Source organism: Paenibacillus sp. FSL P4-0176, from assembly GCF_037975265.1.
Taxonomy (GTDB): Bacteria; Bacillota; Bacilli; order Paenibacillales; family Paenibacillaceae; genus Paenibacillus; species Paenibacillus amylolyticus.
Genome location: NZ_CP150242.1, coordinates 1,186,190 through 1,203,630 on the forward strand (window position 1 = coordinate 1,186,190; position 17,441 = coordinate 1,203,630).

The following is a 17,441-nucleotide window of genomic DNA, read 5'->3' on the forward strand; positions in this document are numbered from 1 at the left end:
AATTTTTGTAAACGCTTTAAATTTAAAACGAAGCTAATCTTGTTTTTATCTACCGCAACGGTCTTAATCTCCGGAATCACAGGGTTGATCACCTATCGCATCCATATCGACCTGTTCAATGAAGAGGTCAGTCGCCAGTATAGTCTTACCGCAGAGCAGATTCTTGCACGTCTGGATTCGAGGGTACACGACATGTATAAAGTCACCGATTATATCACACTGAATCCCTCCGTAAAAAATGCCATCAAAGCACAGACCTCTGGCATCTCGTCCTACGATCAGATGAAGCTGGAAGATGAACTGGATGATCAGTTGTATCAGGTAAGGCTGGATGCACCGGAGATCATGGGGCTCCGCATATATGACCTGAAGGATAACATATTTAATCTCGGCGCCTTTGCCGGCTCATTTCAACAGATGGATCCTTCCTATCTGGCAGAGATGGTTCATAGACTGGAAGGAACGGGCGGCGAATATGGTTGGAATCGTTTGGGGCCGGATGCTTTCTTGCAGGAGGAACAATCCAATTGGATTCTGGCGGGACGATTAATGCGGTCTGTTGATCTGGAGACCTATGGCGTAATGCTAATTCTGTTTAACACCTCGTTGTTCGAATCGTATCTCAAAGATCTGCGACTGAACGAGGAAGTTGCTGTCTACTTGTTTGACGCAGATGGTGGGCTTCTATATGCCTTTCATAATCAGGATGCGGATCCACCACCACTTACCGAGCTAAGCCTAGGGGCGACGGAGATCAGGGACGAGCAGGGAACAACCCAATTGTATACGAAGCAAACGTCAGACAAAGCGGGCTTCACCCTGGTCAGCAAGGTCTCACTGGCTCAGATTCAGAACAAGGGAAAGATTATTGTAAAAGTTGCTGTGTTCTCTGCGGTAGCCAGCATATTATGCTCCTGGTTCATCATTACCGTAATTAGCGGCAGACTGTTGCGTCCACTTGCGAGTCTAGTCAACGCGATGAAAAGAGTGCGTGATGGACAGTTCGATACACGGGTACGGATCGAGACACGGGATGAGCTCGGTTTCATCGGTGAACGATTCAATGCAATGGCTTCCCGGATTGATACGCTTATACATGAAGTGTACGAGCGCGAACTCAGTGAAAAAGAGGCTGAACTCAAAGCTATTCAGGCCCAGCTGAATCCCCATTTTCTGTATAACACGCTGAGCATGTTTTTCTGGAAGTTCTATATGCTTGGTGATGAGAAATCGGCTCGCCTGGTCACTGCCTTGTCCGAGATGCTGCAGTATACGCTGGAACCCGTGCAGCAACTGACGACCGTTCAGGATGAGATGAAGCAAATAGATCACTACCTGCAGATTCAGCAGGCCCGGTATCAGGAAGCCTTGTCGATTGAAATTGCCGTTCCTGCTGAATTGCTTCGCTGTCAGGTGATCCGGCTGTTGCTTCAGCCCATCGTGGAGAATGTTTTTGTTCATGCCTTCTCGGACAAAAGGAACAACCGCCATCTGGAGATTCGTGGCTCGCGGCAAAACGGGCATGAAGGAGAGCCGGATCTGCTCATCATCGAAATTTCAGATAACGGCTGCGGCATGCACGCATCGGTCATTGAACGCATTATGAAGCCAGTGGCACATGCCGATGAGGAACGTCAGCACATTGGCATGCGGAGTGTACTTCGAAGAATTGAGTTGATTCACGGTGAACCCTACGGTGTACAGATCGAGTCGACTGTGGGAGAGGGTACGCTAGTACGTCTTTGTTTGCCTTATCAGATCGGTGAGGACTTATGCCGGGAAATTCAGGTGACTGAGAGGAGTAGGTTCTGTTGAATGGACGTATGCTTGTAGTGGATGATGAAGCATTATTTCGTCAGGGTCTGATTCATCTGGTTCGCAATAACCCCCTCGGTTGGGAGGTTGTTGGGGAAGCGGCCGATGGAGAAGAAGCGATACAGGCTGTACACAGCTGCACACCTGATCTAATCATTACGGACATCAACATGCCTGTGATGGATGGTCTAGATTTGGCTGAACGCATACACGAGAGTGGACTGGACATTATGATTATCATTTTGACAGGTTATCGAGAGTTCGAATATGCACAGCGTGCCATCCGATATGGAGCAATTGAATTTTTGTTAAAGCCGTTCTCGCTCGATGAAGCATGCCAGGTGTTACAAAAGGCACATGAACGATATCGCCGAAAACAGTCCGACATTCGGATCAGGGAACAATACAGCCAGGTGGACCGTACCGAGAGACTGCGAGAGGAACTGACTTTGTTGCTGCTCCACCATCAATTCGGATCGATAATGAATCGGATCGAGATGTTGCTGGAAGAAGCGTCCGTGATGAGCTTGTCACAAGGCAAAGCGGAGATTCATATGCTTATGAAGGTCATGACGGACTTACTGGTACAACAGCTTCAGCCTCAGGAATCCAGTGGTATGGACTCAACTGCCCCAGATCCACTGCTCTGGATTCATACCATACCTGAAGTCATCGCTTGGGCCAGATGCAAGAGCGAAGAGTGGGTGGATATGCTGATGCGGCTAACTCAGGAACAGCAGGATCATGTCGTTACACGTGTTATACAGTATATTGAAATGAACTATTCCAGCACATGCACGTTGCAGGCCGTGGCTGCCCATGTTCATGTGACACCCAACTACTTGAGCCATTTGTTCAAAAAAGAAACAGGACAAGGCTTCAGCCAATATGTCAGCAAGCGCCGAATTGATAAGGCGAAGCTACTGCTGCACAGCACTCGGCAGAGCATGGCAGATATAGCGGAACTGACCGGGTTCGATAACTCCAGTTATTTTACAACCGTATTCAAACAGATGACGGGGATATCGCCCCGCGAATTTCGCAAGCAAGTAGCCAAGTGAAGTGCCGGGTAGAAATCCCCCTCGAACTGCTGCAGGGTCACAATTAAAGAGAAGCCTCCTCTTAATATCTGTTTGTTTCCAAGGGCAACCCCACCATGTGGGGTTATTTTTGCGTAGAAAATTATAAAAGGATCGTTAAATAACAAATGTTTACGCTTACATTTTTATCTAAAATACAACTATAGTACATCAACAGCAGAGAGGAGTGATGGATGTGAAGGGGGAACTGACCGCAGGTCCGCCGTCTGGATTACAACCGCCGGACAGTGAAATGAAGCAGCGGATTCGGCAGCAGCGGCTTCGACGATTCAAGATGAATATACCGTTAATCTTGATGTTTGTTCCGGTGATTATGTTCTACCTGACCTTTCGTTATGCACCCATCGGAGGGCTAGTCATGGCCTTTAAGGATTACAACTTCTATGATGGGCTGTGGAACAGTCCATGGGTGGGCTTTCAGCATTTTCAGACGCTGTTCAGTGATCCGCGCACGGTGGAGATTATTCGCAACACCTTGTTCCTCAGTCTGTTAAGCATCATTATCGGGTTTCCCATTCCGATCATTCTGGCCATTATGCTGAATGAAGTGCGAAACATGGCCTTTAAGCGAACGGTGCAGACGGTGATCTATATGCCACACTTCTTTTCCTGGGTCATCATTGCGATGATGATCATGACGGTTTTCTCTTTGGAAAATGGGATCGTCAACCGCTGGGTCGAGGCCTGGACGGGAGCACCTTATCCGTTCATGTACAACAAGGGTTCGTGGGTAGCGGTGTTTGTTGGCTCGGGGATCTGGAAGGACATGGGCTTTAATGCCATCATTTTTCTCGCGGCACTAACGACCATTGATCCGAGTCAATACGAGGCTGCACAGATGGATGGGGCCAGCAAAATGCGCCAGATCTGGCATGTTACCCTTCCGGGTATACGCTCCACCATTATTCTCCTGCTGATTCTGTCGATGGGGCGGGTGATGGAGGTGGGATTCGACCAGGTATATATGCTTCAGAATTCCAATGTCAATGAGATAGCGGATGTAATTAGTACCTATATCTACCGCACCGGTCTTCAGGGAGCACAGTTCAGCCTGACAACAGCGATGGGATTGTTCGAATCACTGGTTGCATTTATCCTCATTTTTAGTGCCAATTATATCGCGCGTCGATTTAACGAAGGTTTGTGGTAGGGAGGGAGAACAGCATGAGAAAAACCAAAGGAGAAAAAGTCTTTTATCTAATCAATTATGTATTGTTGTCATTGGTTGCCGTCAGCTGTATCCTGCCCTTACTCAACATTGTTGCTTTGTCATTTAGTGATGCGAGAGCGGTTGTTTCAGGTCAAGTGGGGTTATGGCCCGTCGATTTCACCTGGTTCTCCTATCACAGCCTAATTACGGGAACGCCGATTCTGAATGCATTCTGGAACAGTGTGGAGATCACATTGATCGGTACAGGGCTCAGCATGGCGGTGACGATTATGGCGGCATATCCGCTGTCACGTAGACATTTTTATCACCGGCGCTTCTTTACAATGGCGATGGTGTTCACGATGATTTTTAACGGTGGACTCATCCCGACTTATTTGGTCGTGCAAAATCTCGGTCTTGTGAACAGTTACGGCGCGCTCTGGCTACCGGGCCTGGTGAGCACGTACAACATGCTGATTATGCGATCTTATTTTGAAAATCTGCCGGGGGAAGTGGACGAGGCTGCGCGCATCGATGGTTGTGGTGAACTGGGGCTTTTGTTCCGAATCGTGTTGCCATTATCCAAACCTTTGCTGGCGACCATTGCTCTCTTTTACGGCGTGGGTTACTGGAATTCGTTCATGAGTGTGATGATTTATATCAATGATACGTCCAAATACAACATGACCGTGCTCGTCCAAAATATGATTATGTCCAATCTGAATGTACAGGATTTTACTGATCCAACGATGATATCGAATCTGACCCCGGAAGGCATCCGGGCAGCAGCTGTCATTGTGATGGTCATACCCATTTTGGCAGTGTATCCGTTCTTGCAGAAGTACTTCGTTAAAGGGGTCATGCTTGGATCAATTAAAGGTTAAAGCAGGCTGTGGGTTAACCCGCATGGGTTCATATTACAGGAGAGAAAGAGGGTCTTATCTATGGCGTTAACGATGAAGGCATGGATGAAGTCGGGTCTCGTTCTGGGCTTGATCGGTGGTTTGCTGGCGGGATGTACAGGAGGTAAAGGTAGCGAACAGGCGGAAGGCGAAGGCAACAGGGGGAACATTACGTCAACGATCTATGATCGGGGCGCGGTCCCAAGCGGCATGGGTACGATCGAAGATAATATGTGGTCCAAGTGGATTAACGAGAATGGCCCGGCTAATGTAAAATATACAGCAGTTCCCCGCTGGGAATCTCAGTCGAAACTTAACGTATTATTCGCTTCTGGCAGTGCACCGGATATCATTTTTGAATTCGGTACGCCCATCCGTAACACTCTGTTTAATCAAAAACAGCTGATGCCACTGGATGAGTTGATCGAGAACTCGAGTGTGGAATACAAAGCCTTGATGGAGAAATATCCCCAGCTCAAGAAGGCTGGCATCAAAAGCGATGGTAAGCTCTATGAAGTGGGACGTATGAACGAGGTGTTTCCACTAACGAGCTTTTTTATTCGGGAAGACTGGTTGGAAAAGTTGAATCTGGAGGTACCGACCAATGAGGAAGAGATGCTGGCGGTAGCCAAGGCATTCACGGAGAATGATCCCGATGGAAACGGAGCTAAGGATACATACGGCATCGGTGGATTTCAGTTCGGCGATACAGCGGGTCTGTTCCGCTATATGTACAACGCCAACTGGGTGAATGTGGAGGACGGGGAGATGGTGGTTGGTCCCAACAACATGAAAGAAGCCACGGCATTCAAACGTGCATTATATGAAGCAGGAGTGGTGGATAAGGACTTATTGACCGACAAGGACGGGGCCAAGGCAAAGCAGGATTTCCTGAATGGCAAAATCGGTATGTACGCGGCCATGACTTCGGATTATACCGGGTTTGCAGCGAAGGAACTGGATACACTGATGCAGAATGTTCCTGAAGCCAAATTAAAGGTTATCGCTCTGCCAACCACGTCCGTAGGACAGCACACGATGGTGTGGAATAACCCGGTTCAGATGACTGCAGCTGTGAATTCACGAGCCAAAAATCCGGAAGCAGTTATGCAATATATCGATTTTCTGACCAAAACAGAGTCAGGTCGAACCTTCAAAAATGGATTTGAAAACACGCATTATACGCTGAACGATCAAGGCTGTCCGCGCATCTCGGATCAGGAGAAATATAAGCAGGAGATCAGCTGGGCAGGCGATTACGCCATGTTGTACAGCCGTCTGGAGGAAGGCAAATGCGGGTACACAGAAATGCTGTTCAGCGAAGAGATCCCATCGCAGAAGGAAGGACTTCGACTATTCAAGGAAGCGCGTGAGGTATACATGACGGATCTTCCTGTAGGAGAGGGTGTTACCCATTCAGAACATATGCCGCAGCTACCCAAGGAGCTTCAGGTGAAGTTGACCAATGTGACAACAGCGATCAACGATATCTTTACCCGCTCCATCATTGGCGGAAGCAAATATACAGTCGAACAGGCTGCAACGGAAGCACAGCAGAAGTGGGAGCAAGGCGGGGGCCCGGAGATTGAAGCATGGTACAAAGACTGGTGGAGCAAGGAAAAGGATAATGTACTAGTCTGGGACGACTTCTATGAAATCTATGAACAACAACAGGCTGATTTTGAAAAATCGGAATAAATTCACGGATTCAAATCATTCATGAAATTTATAATTTTGGTGTTGATAGAAATAAGCGCTCTGATCCCCTGATCAGAGCCTTTTTATGTTTGGGCTTCAAATAGGGGAATATTTGACTGAAAAATGAAGTGAAGAGAAAGTTCTCGCATCTCGCTTGAAACTATATCCAGAACGATGCGTATCATAAGGTATTAATTGTTTTTTAATGTAGAAAATTGCCGTATTTCAGAGTATAGTTAAGGAATAATTTAACTTATATTCAACATGATGTAGACATGAAAGTTACTGAAAAATCTTGAAAAGAATGTACGGAACACCAGGTTGAAACTATTGGAGGTTGAGTATGAGTTCATTTAAAAGCTGGTTAAATTCAACAAAACAAGGACTTGAAGAGCAAGTCAAAAAGTTTAAAAATAAAGATTTTATGGATGCCGTGGTTGCAGGTTGTGCACTGGTTGCTTTTGCAGATGGTTCCATTGACGAAGCGGAAAAGAACAAGATGGCCGGTTATATCAACCTGAGTCAGGAATTGAAAGTATTTGATATGGCTGAAGTGATTACACGCTTTAATCATTATGTCGCGAACTTTGAGTTCTCTCCAGAGATCGGGAAGCAGGAAGCGCTGAAAGCCATTGGGAAATTCAAAGCCAAGCCGGATGTAGGACGCGTTATTGTGGGTGTATGCAGTGCGATTGGTTCAGCTGACGGCAACTTTGATGATCAGGAGAAAAGAGTCGTTGCCGAGATATGCATCGTACTTGGACTGAACCCGAGTGAATTCAATCTCTAAGTAGCTATTTTACATATGAAGGGAGGTGAAAATCAGTGGCAAGCATTAATTTGGTCAAAGGACAAAAGATTGATTTAACCAAAGGCAATGCAGGACTTACTGAGGTGATTGCTGGTCTCGGTTGGGACCCGGTAACTGCCAAAGGTTTCTTTGGAAGAAAAAAACAAGCGGATATCGATTGTGATGCATCGGCGATCATGTTGAATGAGGAAGGCAAGTTGGTCAAGGACTCCAACCTGGTTTGCTTCCACAACAAGCAAAGTGCATGTCGTTCGGTTATCCATTCAGGTGACAATCTAACAGGACAGGGAGACGGTGACGACGAACAGATCAAAATGGATCTGTCCCGTATTCCTGCTGATGTTCATAAAGTATTAATCGTTGTTAATATCTACGATTGTGTCAATCGCAAGCAAGATTTTGGCATGATTGAGAAGGCTTATATTCGTATTCTGGATGGTAAAAATTCCAGTGAGCTCGTGAAGTTCAATCTATCCGAAAACTACACAGGTTCAACAGCGTTGATCTGTGGTGAATTGTATCGTCATGGAGGCGAATGGAAATTCTCGGCAATTGGAGAGGGTTCCCATGCGGTACATATCAATGAACTCGCTCGCAGGTACTCCTAAGTACAAGATTTAACCTAAATCGACAATAACCCTGATATTCATATGTCACGATAACTACAATACACTTAAATAAGCGAGGATGATCATACGATGGCAATTAATCTCTCTAAAGGTCAAAAAATCGATCTGACTAAAACGAACCCAGGTTTGACAAAAATCACAGTAGGCTTGGGCTGGGATACCAATAAGTATGATGGCGGAAAAGACTTTGACCTGGATGTATCGGTATTCTGTGCCAATGCAAACGGTAAAGTAGAAGGCGAGAAAAACTTCATCTTCTTCAACAATCCACAAAATGAAAATGGTTCTGTTGTTCACACCGGTGACAACCGTACAGGAGATGGCGATGGTGATGATGAGCAGATCAATATCGACCTGCCTAACGTACCCGCGAATGTAGAGAAAATTGCATTCTCCATTACAATCTACGAAGCTACAGAACGTAGCCAGAACTTCGGACAAGTCTCCCGTGCTTATGTGCGAATCGTCAACGAAGCAAACAGCGAAGAACTGATTCGTTTCGACCTGGGAGAAGACTTCTCCATCGAAACAGGTGTAGTTGTTGGTGAATTGTATCGTCATAGCGGCGAGTGGAAGTTCAGTGCCATCGGTAGTGGTTACCAAGATGGATTGGTTGGATTGACACGCGACTACGGTTTGCAATAGGACGTACAGTACGACTTACAGGATGGGAAGAACCGTCTCCTGGACGGTTCTCCTTTTCATTTAATCACATATTTGGAAAGGTGGAAAAACAAATGACGATCAGTCTTGCCAAAGGACAACGTATTGACCTGACTAAGACGAATCCGGGCCTTACCCGTGTGGTGGTTGGTTTGGGTTGGGATACAAACAAATATAGTGGTGGAGTCGACTTTGACCTGGACGCTTCGGCTTTTTTGTTGTACGAAGATGGAAAAGCCAAAGGTACGGATGACTTTGTTTTTTACAACAATCCAAGCGGCGGTGCGGGTTCAGTGACACATACCGGTGACAATCGTACGGGTGAGGGTGACGGCGATGATGAACAAGTTGTTGTTGACTTCAGCAAAATCCCTGCGCACATTCACCGGATCGGTATTACGGTAACCATCTATGATGGAGATGGACGAGGGCAGAATTTTGGACAAGTCTCCAATGCTTTTGTTCGTGTTGTAGATGCTGCAAGTGATCGGGAAGTGCTTCGTTTCGACCTCGGAGAGGACTATTCCACAGAAACAGCTGTGGTGTTCTGTGAGTTCTACCGTGCAGGTGCGGACTGGAAATTCCAGGCGGTAGGCAGCGGCTTCACCGGTGGACTATCTGCTTTATGCAAAAATTACGGGCTGGATGCACAATAACATAACTTGGCATAGAAAGGTGATTCTGCTATGGCGATTTCTGTCGTGAAAGGCCAGAAGAGTGATCTGACCAAAACCAATCCGGGCTTGTCCCGTCTAACGGTAGGCATTGGTTGGGAGGCAGCCTCGGGTGTAGAGCTGGACACATCAGCATTCCTTCTGGGTTCAGACAATAAAGTGGCTGGAGATGAGGATTTTATCTTTTATAATCAACCCTCTACCTCGTTCATCACGTACATGGATGGTGGACAGGTTGGTGGCGAGAAGAAACAATTCGCCATTGATCTTGGCAAAATCCCTGCCCGAATTGAGAAAATCGCCTTCAGCCTGACGATTCATGACGGTGAAGCACGACGCCATCATTTTGGACAGGTTCAGCATGGTTTTCTACGGTTTGCCAATGCAGCTACAGGTCAGGAAGTAATGAGATATGATCTGGGAAGCGGTTTTACAGTGGAGACCGCGATTGTCATCGGTGAATTGTATCGTCATAACGGAGAATGGAAGTTCAATGCAATAGGATCGGGTTTTGCAGGCGGATTGAATGCACTCTGTGCTAACTTTGGTGTGGATGTGGATGGTGGAGCGGACCCTGCACCAACGACTTCAACCGTTCCTCCGACAGCTGTACCGACTCCACCACCCCCGGTGCCCGCACCAGAACCGACGCCTTCTCCTGTGAATTCGATCAATTTCAGCAAAATTGAATTGAAGAAGAAGGGCGACACCATTAACCTCAAGAAAAATGCGGGTGGACTTGGTGAAATCCTGATTAATCTGAACTGGAATCAACAGGGTAGCAAAGGGTTGTTTGGTCGCAGCAAGAGTGTGGATCTGGACTTGGGCTGTCTGTTCGAGATGAAGGATGGTACACGAGATGTGATTCAGGCATTGGGACAAACGTTTGGTTCACTGAATCGTTTCCCTTATATTGCACTAGATGGGGATGACCGGACGGGATCGGTTAAGACGGGAGAGAATCTGCGGATTAATGGTGCCCGTATCTCGGAAATTGAGCGCATCTTGGTATTTACCTATATTTATGGTGGTGTGGCCAACTGGTCTCAAGTAGACGGTGTGGTAACTATCCAGCAGAAGGATGGCCCGGATATCATTGTCCGAATGAATGAATACGGGAGCCCGCTTGGCATGTGTGGCATCGCGATGTTACGCAATGTGAACAATGAGACATTCAGTATTGAACGAATCGTGCAGTTCTATAATGGCCATCAGGCGTTGGACGAGGCTCATGATTGGGGAATGCAGTGGGTTGCGGGAAGAAAGTAATCATTTGAATTTAATCAATATATAAACGCTGTATCGGTCAGCGCCATTGCAAGGATACTGTTGACCAACGTTATCCTCGATAATAGACCATCAATCCCTCCAGACTAAGGAGGGATTGGTTTTTATGCCCCGACAGCTGGAATCAACTATTGCAGATTGGCTATTGCCAAAGGTGCGAGGAGGAGACAACCCTGAAATATTTTAACTTTTTGAGTCTGGAAGAAGAAGATACTTTATTTTTCTCTTCACCCGTCTCGTTCAATCACCGGACTTCCAAAGATCTACTGGCATATGCTGTTGGGGCTGCTTTATATATGCCCGCGACGCGCACACATATCGCGGACGACATTATGAATGGTAAACATGAAGGTCTGACGACCATTATTATTGATCTGGAGGACGCTGTGGGTGACGACCAAGTAGAGTTTGCCGAGCAGTGTCTGGTACAGCATCTAACTCAACTGATGACTTATATGGAGACAGGCATGCTGAGTCAGGATCAAATGCCTCTTCTGTTTGCTCGTGTACGTTCACCACAACAGTTGGAACGTCTCATTGATACGTTGGGAGAATTGGTGTCCATGCTGACAGGCGTGGCATTGCCCAAGTTTTGTGTGGGCAATGGAAGAGCCTATTTCGACCAGATCCGCAGTTATAATCAACGGAAACCGGATCATTATCCCGTTCTCTATGGAATGCCTATATTGGAAACGGCTTCAATTATATATCGGGAGACACGTTGGGAGACCTTACTGGGCCTTCGAAACATCCTCGATGAAAATGTTGAATATGTGCTCAATGTACGCATAGGTGCGACCGATTTCTCCAGCCTGTTTGGACTACGCCGAAGCCCGGAATTGACCATATACGATATCGCCACGATCCGTGACTGCATCTCGGATATTATCAATCTGTTTGGACGAATGGACAAGCCGTATGTGATCTCAGGTCCTGTCTGGGAATATTTCAGTCAGCGGGAGCGCGTGTTCAAACCTCAATTACGACAGACTCCATTCGAAGAAACCCTGGGCAAATCAGGGCTGCATCTGAGAATGAAATATATTACGAACACAATGGATGGATTGATGCGTGAAGTCATGATGGACAAGGAAAATGGAATTGTAGGCAAAACGATCATTCATCCTTCTCATATTAAGCCCGTACAAGCGATGTACGTTGTTACACATGAGGAATATTCCGATGCCCAAGACATCATTGCCCGTAATGACGGTAGCCTGGGTGTGTTCAAAAGTAATTACTATAACAAAATGAATGAGATTAAACCACACTTGAGCTGGGCGAATCGAATTCTAATCCGATCACAAATATATGGGGTGTTACATGAACAGCAGCATTTTGTCGGGCTCTTGCCCAAGCACGAACAACAACACAACTACGTTCCCAATTCTTGATCAATTCAGCCTGAACGTTCAGGTTACACATAACCCGCTGCAACTTCCACTAGAATCTCTATTTTCCATGGCTGCACGCATCAATAAGAAACGTTCATTTCTGTTTGTAAGCAGACTGCTGGGCAAGCACATCCCAGTTAATCCGTATACCTCGCTTCTGAGTGGCGCGGCATTGGCTGTTCTGTTATATGAGCACCTGACTGAAAAGACGGAAGAGACGAAAGTTCAGATCACCGAGTGGAAACGGGCAATGGTCGAGGGGCTGATTGATCCCCAACAAGCCCGGCAAGTGTATAACATGCTGTTGCAAGAAAGCTTGAGTTTGCCGGAAACGATTCGTTTTGTTGGTTTTGCGGAGACCGCTACAGCGCTGGGCCATAGCATGTACGAGATGTTTGCTGATCATGCTTCTTACATTCACACCACTCGCGAATATGTTCCAGCGATGCATCCGGATATTCAATTTGAAGAAGAACACTCCCACGCGATGGCTCATCGTTGTTATGCGTTGGATCATGAAGCCTTTGCAGGAGAGGGTCCGATTGTTCTGGTGGACGACGAGATTACGACGGGCAAAACGACGTTGAATATCATTCGGGATATTCAGGCCAGATATCCTAGGAAGCAATATGTGATTGCTTCGCTGTTGGACTGGCGTACGGAAGCGGATGAGAATCGATTTGCCGAGCTGGAAGCTGAACTTGGAATTACTATTACACCGTTAAGCCTGTTGAAGGGCCGTATTGAAGTAGTGGGTACTCCACAGATGGAAGCAACACAGCAAGATGAGCAGCTATCCCGTCCTGCCGTAACGCTTCAAACCTCTACCGTTGCTGATGCCTTCGATCAGCTGCACGCTACTTCGGAGGATGGTGAAGGTAAACGTAGCACAGCGAGCTACGTCCAACATACGGGCAGGTTTGGTATGCAATCCCGTCATAATGGCGAATTGCGCCAGGAGATTAGCCGGATTGCAGAACGGCTTCGGACGCAGCGTACGGGAGAACGGACTTTGGTGATGGGAACAGGGGAGTTCATGTACATTCCGATGCGTATTGCTGCCGAGATGGGAGAAGGCGTGTTGTATCAATCCACTACCCGCAGTCCAATCCATACACATCCGGCTCCAGGATATGCTGTTCGTAGTGGTGCCGGATATGCCTCACCGGAAGACGCATCCGTTCGTAACTTTATCTATAACATCGCCCCGGGTCAGTATGACGAGATTTTTGTTCTGCTGGAGAGACAGATGTCCGAAGAACGAATGGAACCGATGTTGAAGGTACTGGGGCAGTTGGGGTGCGGACACATTCATATCGTATATTGCGGCTTGCCAGAGAAGACAGGGGACAACGAGCAATGAACTTAACTACACTGGAGCTAATCAGACAACGTGAGATTCCGTCTCCCGAACCGATGGGCAGTTATGCTGCATCGGACGTTGTTTTCCTACTGAAGGATATCAGCCATGTGGATCTGGAAAAGGGAACGGGTGAACGGGAGCAGGCGATCCAATCCGGGGTTCATTATTCGGAGATGTTACCCGTGGAATACCAGCCCACAGCAGAATACATCGAGCTGTTCCATCAGACACTGGAACAATCCGCTGCAAGAATCGCGCGTCATACCGCCATTGTGGCTGAGAAGATTGTAGAGCGCAGGGGACTGAATCTTGTACTGGTATCTCTGGCTCGAGCCGGAACACCTGTGGGCATCCTGATCAAACGTTATATTGAATTGAAATACAAGGTGACGATTCCGCATTATAGCATTTCAATTATTCGTGGCAAGGGTATGGACGAGAACGCAATTTTATATATTTTACAGCAGCATGGTCTGGAAACAGCCATTCAGTTTGTAGATGGTTGGACAGGAAAAGGGGCTATTCGCAAAGTGCTGAAAGAATCCTGTGACCAAATGGAACGGACTTATGGCATAAGTCTCGATGATGATCTTGCCGTGTTGGCCGATCCGGGGCAATGCTCAGGCACCTTTGGGACAAGGGAAGATTATCTTATTCCTAGTGCTTGTCTGAATTCCACGGTATCGGGACTGGTGAGCCGTACAGTACTTCGCGATGATCTGATTGGACCGGCAGATTTTCACGGGGCCAAATGGTATCGTGAATGGTCCTCTGCGGATGTGTCGATCCAGTATGTGGATACCATCGCTCAGCATTTTCCGCAGATGATGGAACAAGTGGAGATTCGCTCGGACGACAATGCTACCAGTACTTCGGAAATCACCTGGAAAGGCTGGCAGGATATCGAGTCCATCCAGCAATCCTTTGGTATTGCGAACATCAATCTGATCAAACCTGGAATCGGAGAAACAACCCGGGTGTTACTGCGCCGTGTCCCTTGGAAGATTCTTGTGGACCGTCTGGATAATCCGGATTTGCAACATATCATGATGCTCGCCAGAGACAGAAATGTGCCGGTTGAGGTATATCCGGGATTAACCTATTCCTGTTGCGGCATTATTCAATCCCTGGGAGGTGGCGGAGAATGATGATCTACGCAAGTGATCTGGACCAGACGCTGGTGTACTCCCGTCGTGCGCTCCGTATTCCCGAAGATACACCGGGACTTGTTCCCGCAGAGTGGATTAACGGCAAGTTGTCCGCTTTTATGTCAGCATATGCACTGGAGCGGTTGCAGTCTTTGCCACAAGACATTGTATTTATGCCGGTGACGACACGTACCGTGGAGCAGTACCGGCGCATTCATATTTTTCAGAGCGAATGTATTCCGAAATATGCGGTGACGAGTAATGGTGGCAACATCATTGTTGACGGTCAGGTAGACGATGAATGGAATCTGCATATTCGTTCTTTGCTTCGTCAGCAGGCAGCTACTCCCGAAGAGATCCTGAATTTATTTGACGATGTGCTGAGCCCGGAGTGGGTAATTAATCAGCGATTGTGTGATGAGCTGTTCTTTGCATTGCTGATCGAACGTGACAAGCTTCCAATGGAGCATATTGCGGACAAGATTCGGGTGTTAGAGACGCTGGGATGGGAGAGTTCGATTCAGGGGCGGAAGCTCTATCTGGTGCCTTCGGCCGTGAACAAACGAGCTGCAGTGGAGCACATTAGGCAACGCATTGGCGATGTGCCTGTGATTGCTTCGGGCGATTCCTTGCTGGATCGCTGTTTGCTGGACTTTGCGCAGCATGCCATTGCTCCGTCCCACGGAGAATTACATGTGGAGAGACAGCGTACACCTGAGCTGGTGCCGTATCAATTTACGGAACATTTCGGTGCTTTTGCAGCAGATGAGATTCTCGATTACGTTCACCGTATTCATAACGATCAACAGACCCAGATAGACCATGCCGAGATAAAGGAGACCGTATAAATGAAAAAAATGAAGATTTACTTCAACCGTTGGTTCTCTGTAACGTATCATTATATGAATGCGATTCGGGACAATGAGGACGGTATGGAATTTGAGATCTACGGTACTCATCCTGATCCTGGACATATGGCATTACAGGGCTGTGATGTTGCAGAAGTTGAACCGCGTCTAACGGGCCGGGAGTATGTTGATTTTTGCCTCGACTTTTGCCGTCGTCATCAGATTGATGTGTTTATTCCACGCTGGAACATGCTGGACATCAGCAGACATATCTCCCTGTTCGAAGAGATCGGTACACGGGTTATCGTATGCTCGGACACGGAATTGCTGGAACAATTGATGGAGAAAGACCGGTTCTATGAATCGGTGCGTGAGAAGGGCATTATGGAGATTCCGGATTATTTCACGGTCAGTAATGCTGCACAATTCCAGCAAGCCTATGAGGCGCTACGTGCACGTGGACATGATGTATGCTTCAAACCATGTAATGGTGAGGGTGGTATGGGATTCCGAGTGATTAATAATGAACGTGATCCGTTGCAGGAGTTGTTCGGATACGCGCTTAACTCCATTTCGTATGAAGATGCCCTGCGTGCGTTCTCTTCTGCTCCGTCCTTTCAAAATGTCATGGTGATGGAGGTACTGGAAGGATATGAATACAGCATTGATTGTCTTTCGGATCGCAATGGGAAACTATTAACGGCTATTCCGCGTAGAAAAGAAAGAGGACGTTTACGCTTGCTCGAAGAAAACGAGGAATTGCTGGCGATTGCCCGCAATGTGGCAGAGGTATATCAGATTCCTTATAATTTTAATATACAGATGAAATATCGCAAGGATACACCGAAGCTACTGGAGATTAATCCGCGTATGTCTGGTGGGTTGCACATGTCTTGTCTGTCGGGCGTGAACTTCCCGTATCTGGCTGTCAAGTCTGCACTTGGCCATGATATTGGACCACTACATCCGAAGTTTGGCATATTGGGTAGTCATATCGAACAACCATTTATAATCGACGTTCAGAAGGTAAGCGGAGTACACCACGTCTAGCTGAGAATTTCCCTCAACATTGACACCTTCTGGATGGTTTTTTTACAATACGGATGAGAGGTTATTCAAAAAGTCCATCTTCTCGGTACTGAAAATCAGACTTTTTGAATATGCACTGTATGTGTTGTTAAGGCAGGAGGACAAGTAATGTTACGGAAAACGAAGATAGGTATAGGCGCATTGGTCGGTTATGGTCTCGCGGCGATCACGAGTCCCTTTCTACCGGATGTCATCACGTGGGCAATTCCGGCACTGGCAACTGTGGTCGGAGGATTGATTCCTTCACGTTCCACGCCACGTACACAGGTCCAGGGTTCGTCATCAGCCCCTGTACCCATTACAGATATCGGAAATGAACCATCCCACTTGAATGGTGGACAAGCACCGAGCACAGTGCCAACAGGGGCGCGAGAAGCTTCTCTGGCAGAGCCCCAACCGAGTTCCACTCCCGCACAGCATGCAAGCACAGAACAAGCGAAGCCTTCCCGGACTGAACCAGATCCTGTATTTGATCCGGTGATTGAATACCTGGAAGTTCTGGAGGATATGATCATCTCCGAAGGTCAGAAGAACGAGCTGGATAATGAGATCGTGGAGAAATCATTGGCGTTGTTTGCCCGTTTGCAGCGTGTGATTCCTTCCCTTCAGGAACTAAATAACGGAGATATCAACCATACGGTGCGCAGACTTATTTTGAAAGACCTGAACGGTTTTATTAATCCATTTTTACGTTTAAGTGGAGAAGCCAAACGCAACAATCGGCGTATGCTGCTGAATGGTCTTCGAGACGTGGATTCCAAGATATCGGATATTGTATCAACGATTGAACATAAAGACTTAATGGAGCTCCAGAACAAAGCGGAACTAATACATCAACGGTATAACAGCTCTGAATTATAGGAGGGATTG

16 protein-coding genes are annotated in these 17,441 nt (G+C 47.1%); all 16 read left to right on the plus strand.

The features are described from left to right. The first annotated feature begins 39 nt into the window (after positions 1-39). The 16 genes from MKY95_RS05320 to MKY95_RS05395 all read left to right on the plus strand — a co-directional run bounded on the left by MKY95_RS05320 (position 40) and on the right by MKY95_RS05395 (position 17,432). Entirely contained in the window at positions 40-1,815 is a 1,776-nt protein-coding gene (locus MKY95_RS05320; RefSeq protein WP_162158948.1) for a histidine kinase, read from the plus strand. Next, positions 1,812-2,876 (plus strand): response regulator, encoded by a 1,065-nt coding sequence (locus MKY95_RS05325; protein WP_339197427.1) that lies wholly within the window; start codon positions 1,812-1,814, stop codon positions 2,874-2,876. The genes MKY95_RS05320 and MKY95_RS05325 overlap by 4 nt, the downstream gene beginning before the upstream one ends. 271 nt (positions 2,877-3,147) lie before the next feature. Then, entirely contained in the window at positions 3,148-4,065 is a 918-nt protein-coding gene (locus MKY95_RS05330) for an ABC transporter permease subunit (RefSeq protein WP_076319454.1), read from the plus strand. A 14-nt stretch (positions 4,066-4,079) separates the two neighbouring features. Then, the gene (locus MKY95_RS05335) at positions 4,080-4,949 is read left to right on the plus strand and encodes a carbohydrate ABC transporter permease (RefSeq protein ID WP_036606256.1); all 870 of its coding nucleotides are present in this window, start codon (positions 4,080-4,082) and stop codon (positions 4,947-4,949) included. A gap of 60 nt (positions 4,950-5,009) precedes the next feature. Continuing rightward, the gene (locus MKY95_RS05340) at positions 5,010-6,665 is read left to right on the plus strand and encodes an extracellular solute-binding protein (RefSeq protein WP_083669860.1); all 1,656 of its coding nucleotides are present in this window, start codon (positions 5,010-5,012) and stop codon (positions 6,663-6,665) included. 343 nt (positions 6,666-7,008) lie between these two features. After that, positions 7,009-7,455 (plus strand): tellurite resistance TerB family protein, encoded by a 447-nt coding sequence (locus tag MKY95_RS05345; protein WP_036606259.1) that lies wholly within the window; start codon positions 7,009-7,011, stop codon positions 7,453-7,455. Positions 7,456-7,490: 35 nt separating this feature from the next. Further along, positions 7,491-8,084 (plus strand): TerD family protein, encoded by a 594-nt coding sequence (locus MKY95_RS05350; protein ID WP_036672556.1) that lies wholly within the window; start codon positions 7,491-7,493, stop codon positions 8,082-8,084. Between the two features lie 90 nt (positions 8,085-8,174). Next, positions 8,175-8,750, plus strand: a complete 576-nt coding sequence (locus MKY95_RS05355) for a TerD family protein (RefSeq protein ID WP_036606264.1) — start codon at positions 8,175-8,177, stop codon at positions 8,748-8,750. 92 nt (positions 8,751-8,842) lie between these two features. Then, a complete protein-coding gene (locus MKY95_RS05360; protein ID WP_036606267.1) occupies positions 8,843-9,424 on the plus strand; it encodes a TerD family protein in 582 nt (193 codons plus the stop codon). A 30-nt stretch (positions 9,425-9,454) separates the two neighbouring features. Further along, positions 9,455-10,711 carry a TerD family protein gene (locus MKY95_RS05365; RefSeq protein WP_036606270.1) on the plus strand — a complete coding sequence of 419 codons (1,257 nt, stop codon included), beginning with the start codon at positions 9,455-9,457 and terminating at the stop codon, positions 10,709-10,711. Between the two features lie 209 nt (positions 10,712-10,920). Continuing rightward, positions 10,921-12,123 carry an HpcH/HpaI aldolase/citrate lyase family protein gene (locus tag MKY95_RS05370; protein WP_051446978.1) on the plus strand — a complete coding sequence of 401 codons (1,203 nt, stop codon included), beginning with the start codon at positions 10,921-10,923 and terminating at the stop codon, positions 12,121-12,123. Beyond that, positions 12,053-13,486 carry a phosphoribosyltransferase family protein gene (locus MKY95_RS05375; RefSeq protein WP_081745830.1) on the plus strand — a complete coding sequence of 478 codons (1,434 nt, stop codon included), beginning with the start codon at positions 12,053-12,055 and terminating at the stop codon, positions 13,484-13,486. The genes MKY95_RS05370 and MKY95_RS05375 overlap by 71 nt, the downstream gene beginning before the upstream one ends. After that, positions 13,483-14,634 carry a cysteine protease StiP family protein gene (locus MKY95_RS05380; protein ID WP_339197434.1) on the plus strand — a complete coding sequence of 384 codons (1,152 nt, stop codon included), beginning with the start codon at positions 13,483-13,485 and terminating at the stop codon, positions 14,632-14,634. The genes MKY95_RS05375 and MKY95_RS05380 overlap by 4 nt, the downstream gene beginning before the upstream one ends. Continuing rightward, positions 14,634-15,482: a hydrolase gene (locus MKY95_RS05385; protein WP_339199910.1), complete on the plus strand. Its 849-nt coding sequence runs from the start codon at positions 14,634-14,636 to the stop codon at positions 15,480-15,482. Before MKY95_RS05380 ends, MKY95_RS05385 begins: the two co-directional genes overlap by 1 nt. Continuing rightward, on the plus strand, positions 15,483-16,532 hold the full coding sequence (locus MKY95_RS05390) for an ATP-grasp domain-containing protein (RefSeq protein ID WP_339197437.1): 1,050 nt from the start codon (positions 15,483-15,485) through the stop codon (positions 16,530-16,532). It begins immediately after the preceding gene. Positions 16,533-16,679: 147 nt separating this feature from the next. Continuing rightward, a complete protein-coding gene (locus tag MKY95_RS05395; protein WP_339197439.1) occupies positions 16,680-17,432 on the plus strand; it encodes a hypothetical protein in 753 nt (250 codons plus the stop codon). Positions 17,433-17,441 lie beyond the last annotated feature (9 nt).

Bases quoted from the DNA above. Each gene is read 5' to 3' on its own strand.
- MKY95_RS05330 (WP_076319454.1), top strand. From the start codon at position 3,148: ATGAAGCAGCGGATTCGGCAGCAGCGGCTTCGACGATTCAAGATGAAT.
- MKY95_RS05335 (WP_036606256.1), top strand. From the start codon at position 4,080: ATGAGAAAAACCAAAGGAGAAAAAGTCTTTTATCTAATCAATTATGTA.
- MKY95_RS05340 (WP_083669860.1), top strand. From the start codon at position 5,010: ATGGCGTTAACGATGAAGGCATGGATGAAGTCGGGTCTCGTTCTGGGC.
- MKY95_RS05345 (WP_036606259.1), top strand. From the start codon at position 7,009: ATGAGTTCATTTAAAAGCTGGTTAAATTCAACAAAACAAGGACTTGAA.
- MKY95_RS05355 (WP_036606264.1), top strand. From the start codon at position 8,175: ATGGCAATTAATCTCTCTAAAGGTCAAAAAATCGATCTGACTAAAACG.
- MKY95_RS05360 (WP_036606267.1), top strand. From the start codon at position 8,843: ATGACGATCAGTCTTGCCAAAGGACAACGTATTGACCTGACTAAGACG.
- MKY95_RS05365 (WP_036606270.1), top strand. From the start codon at position 9,455: ATGGCGATTTCTGTCGTGAAAGGCCAGAAGAGTGATCTGACCAAAACC.
- MKY95_RS05375 (WP_081745830.1), top strand. From the start codon at position 12,053: ATGAACAGCAGCATTTTGTCGGGCTCTTGCCCAAGCACGAACAACAAC.
- MKY95_RS05380 (WP_339197434.1), top strand. From the start codon at position 13,483: ATGAACTTAACTACACTGGAGCTAATCAGACAACGTGAGATTCCGTCT.
- MKY95_RS05385 (WP_339199910.1), top strand. From the start codon at position 14,634: ATGATCTACGCAAGTGATCTGGACCAGACGCTGGTGTACTCCCGTCGT.
- MKY95_RS05390 (WP_339197437.1), top strand. From the start codon at position 15,483: ATGAAAAAAATGAAGATTTACTTCAACCGTTGGTTCTCTGTAACGTAT.
- MKY95_RS05395 (WP_339197439.1), top strand. From the start codon at position 16,680: ATGTTACGGAAAACGAAGATAGGTATAGGCGCATTGGTCGGTTATGGT.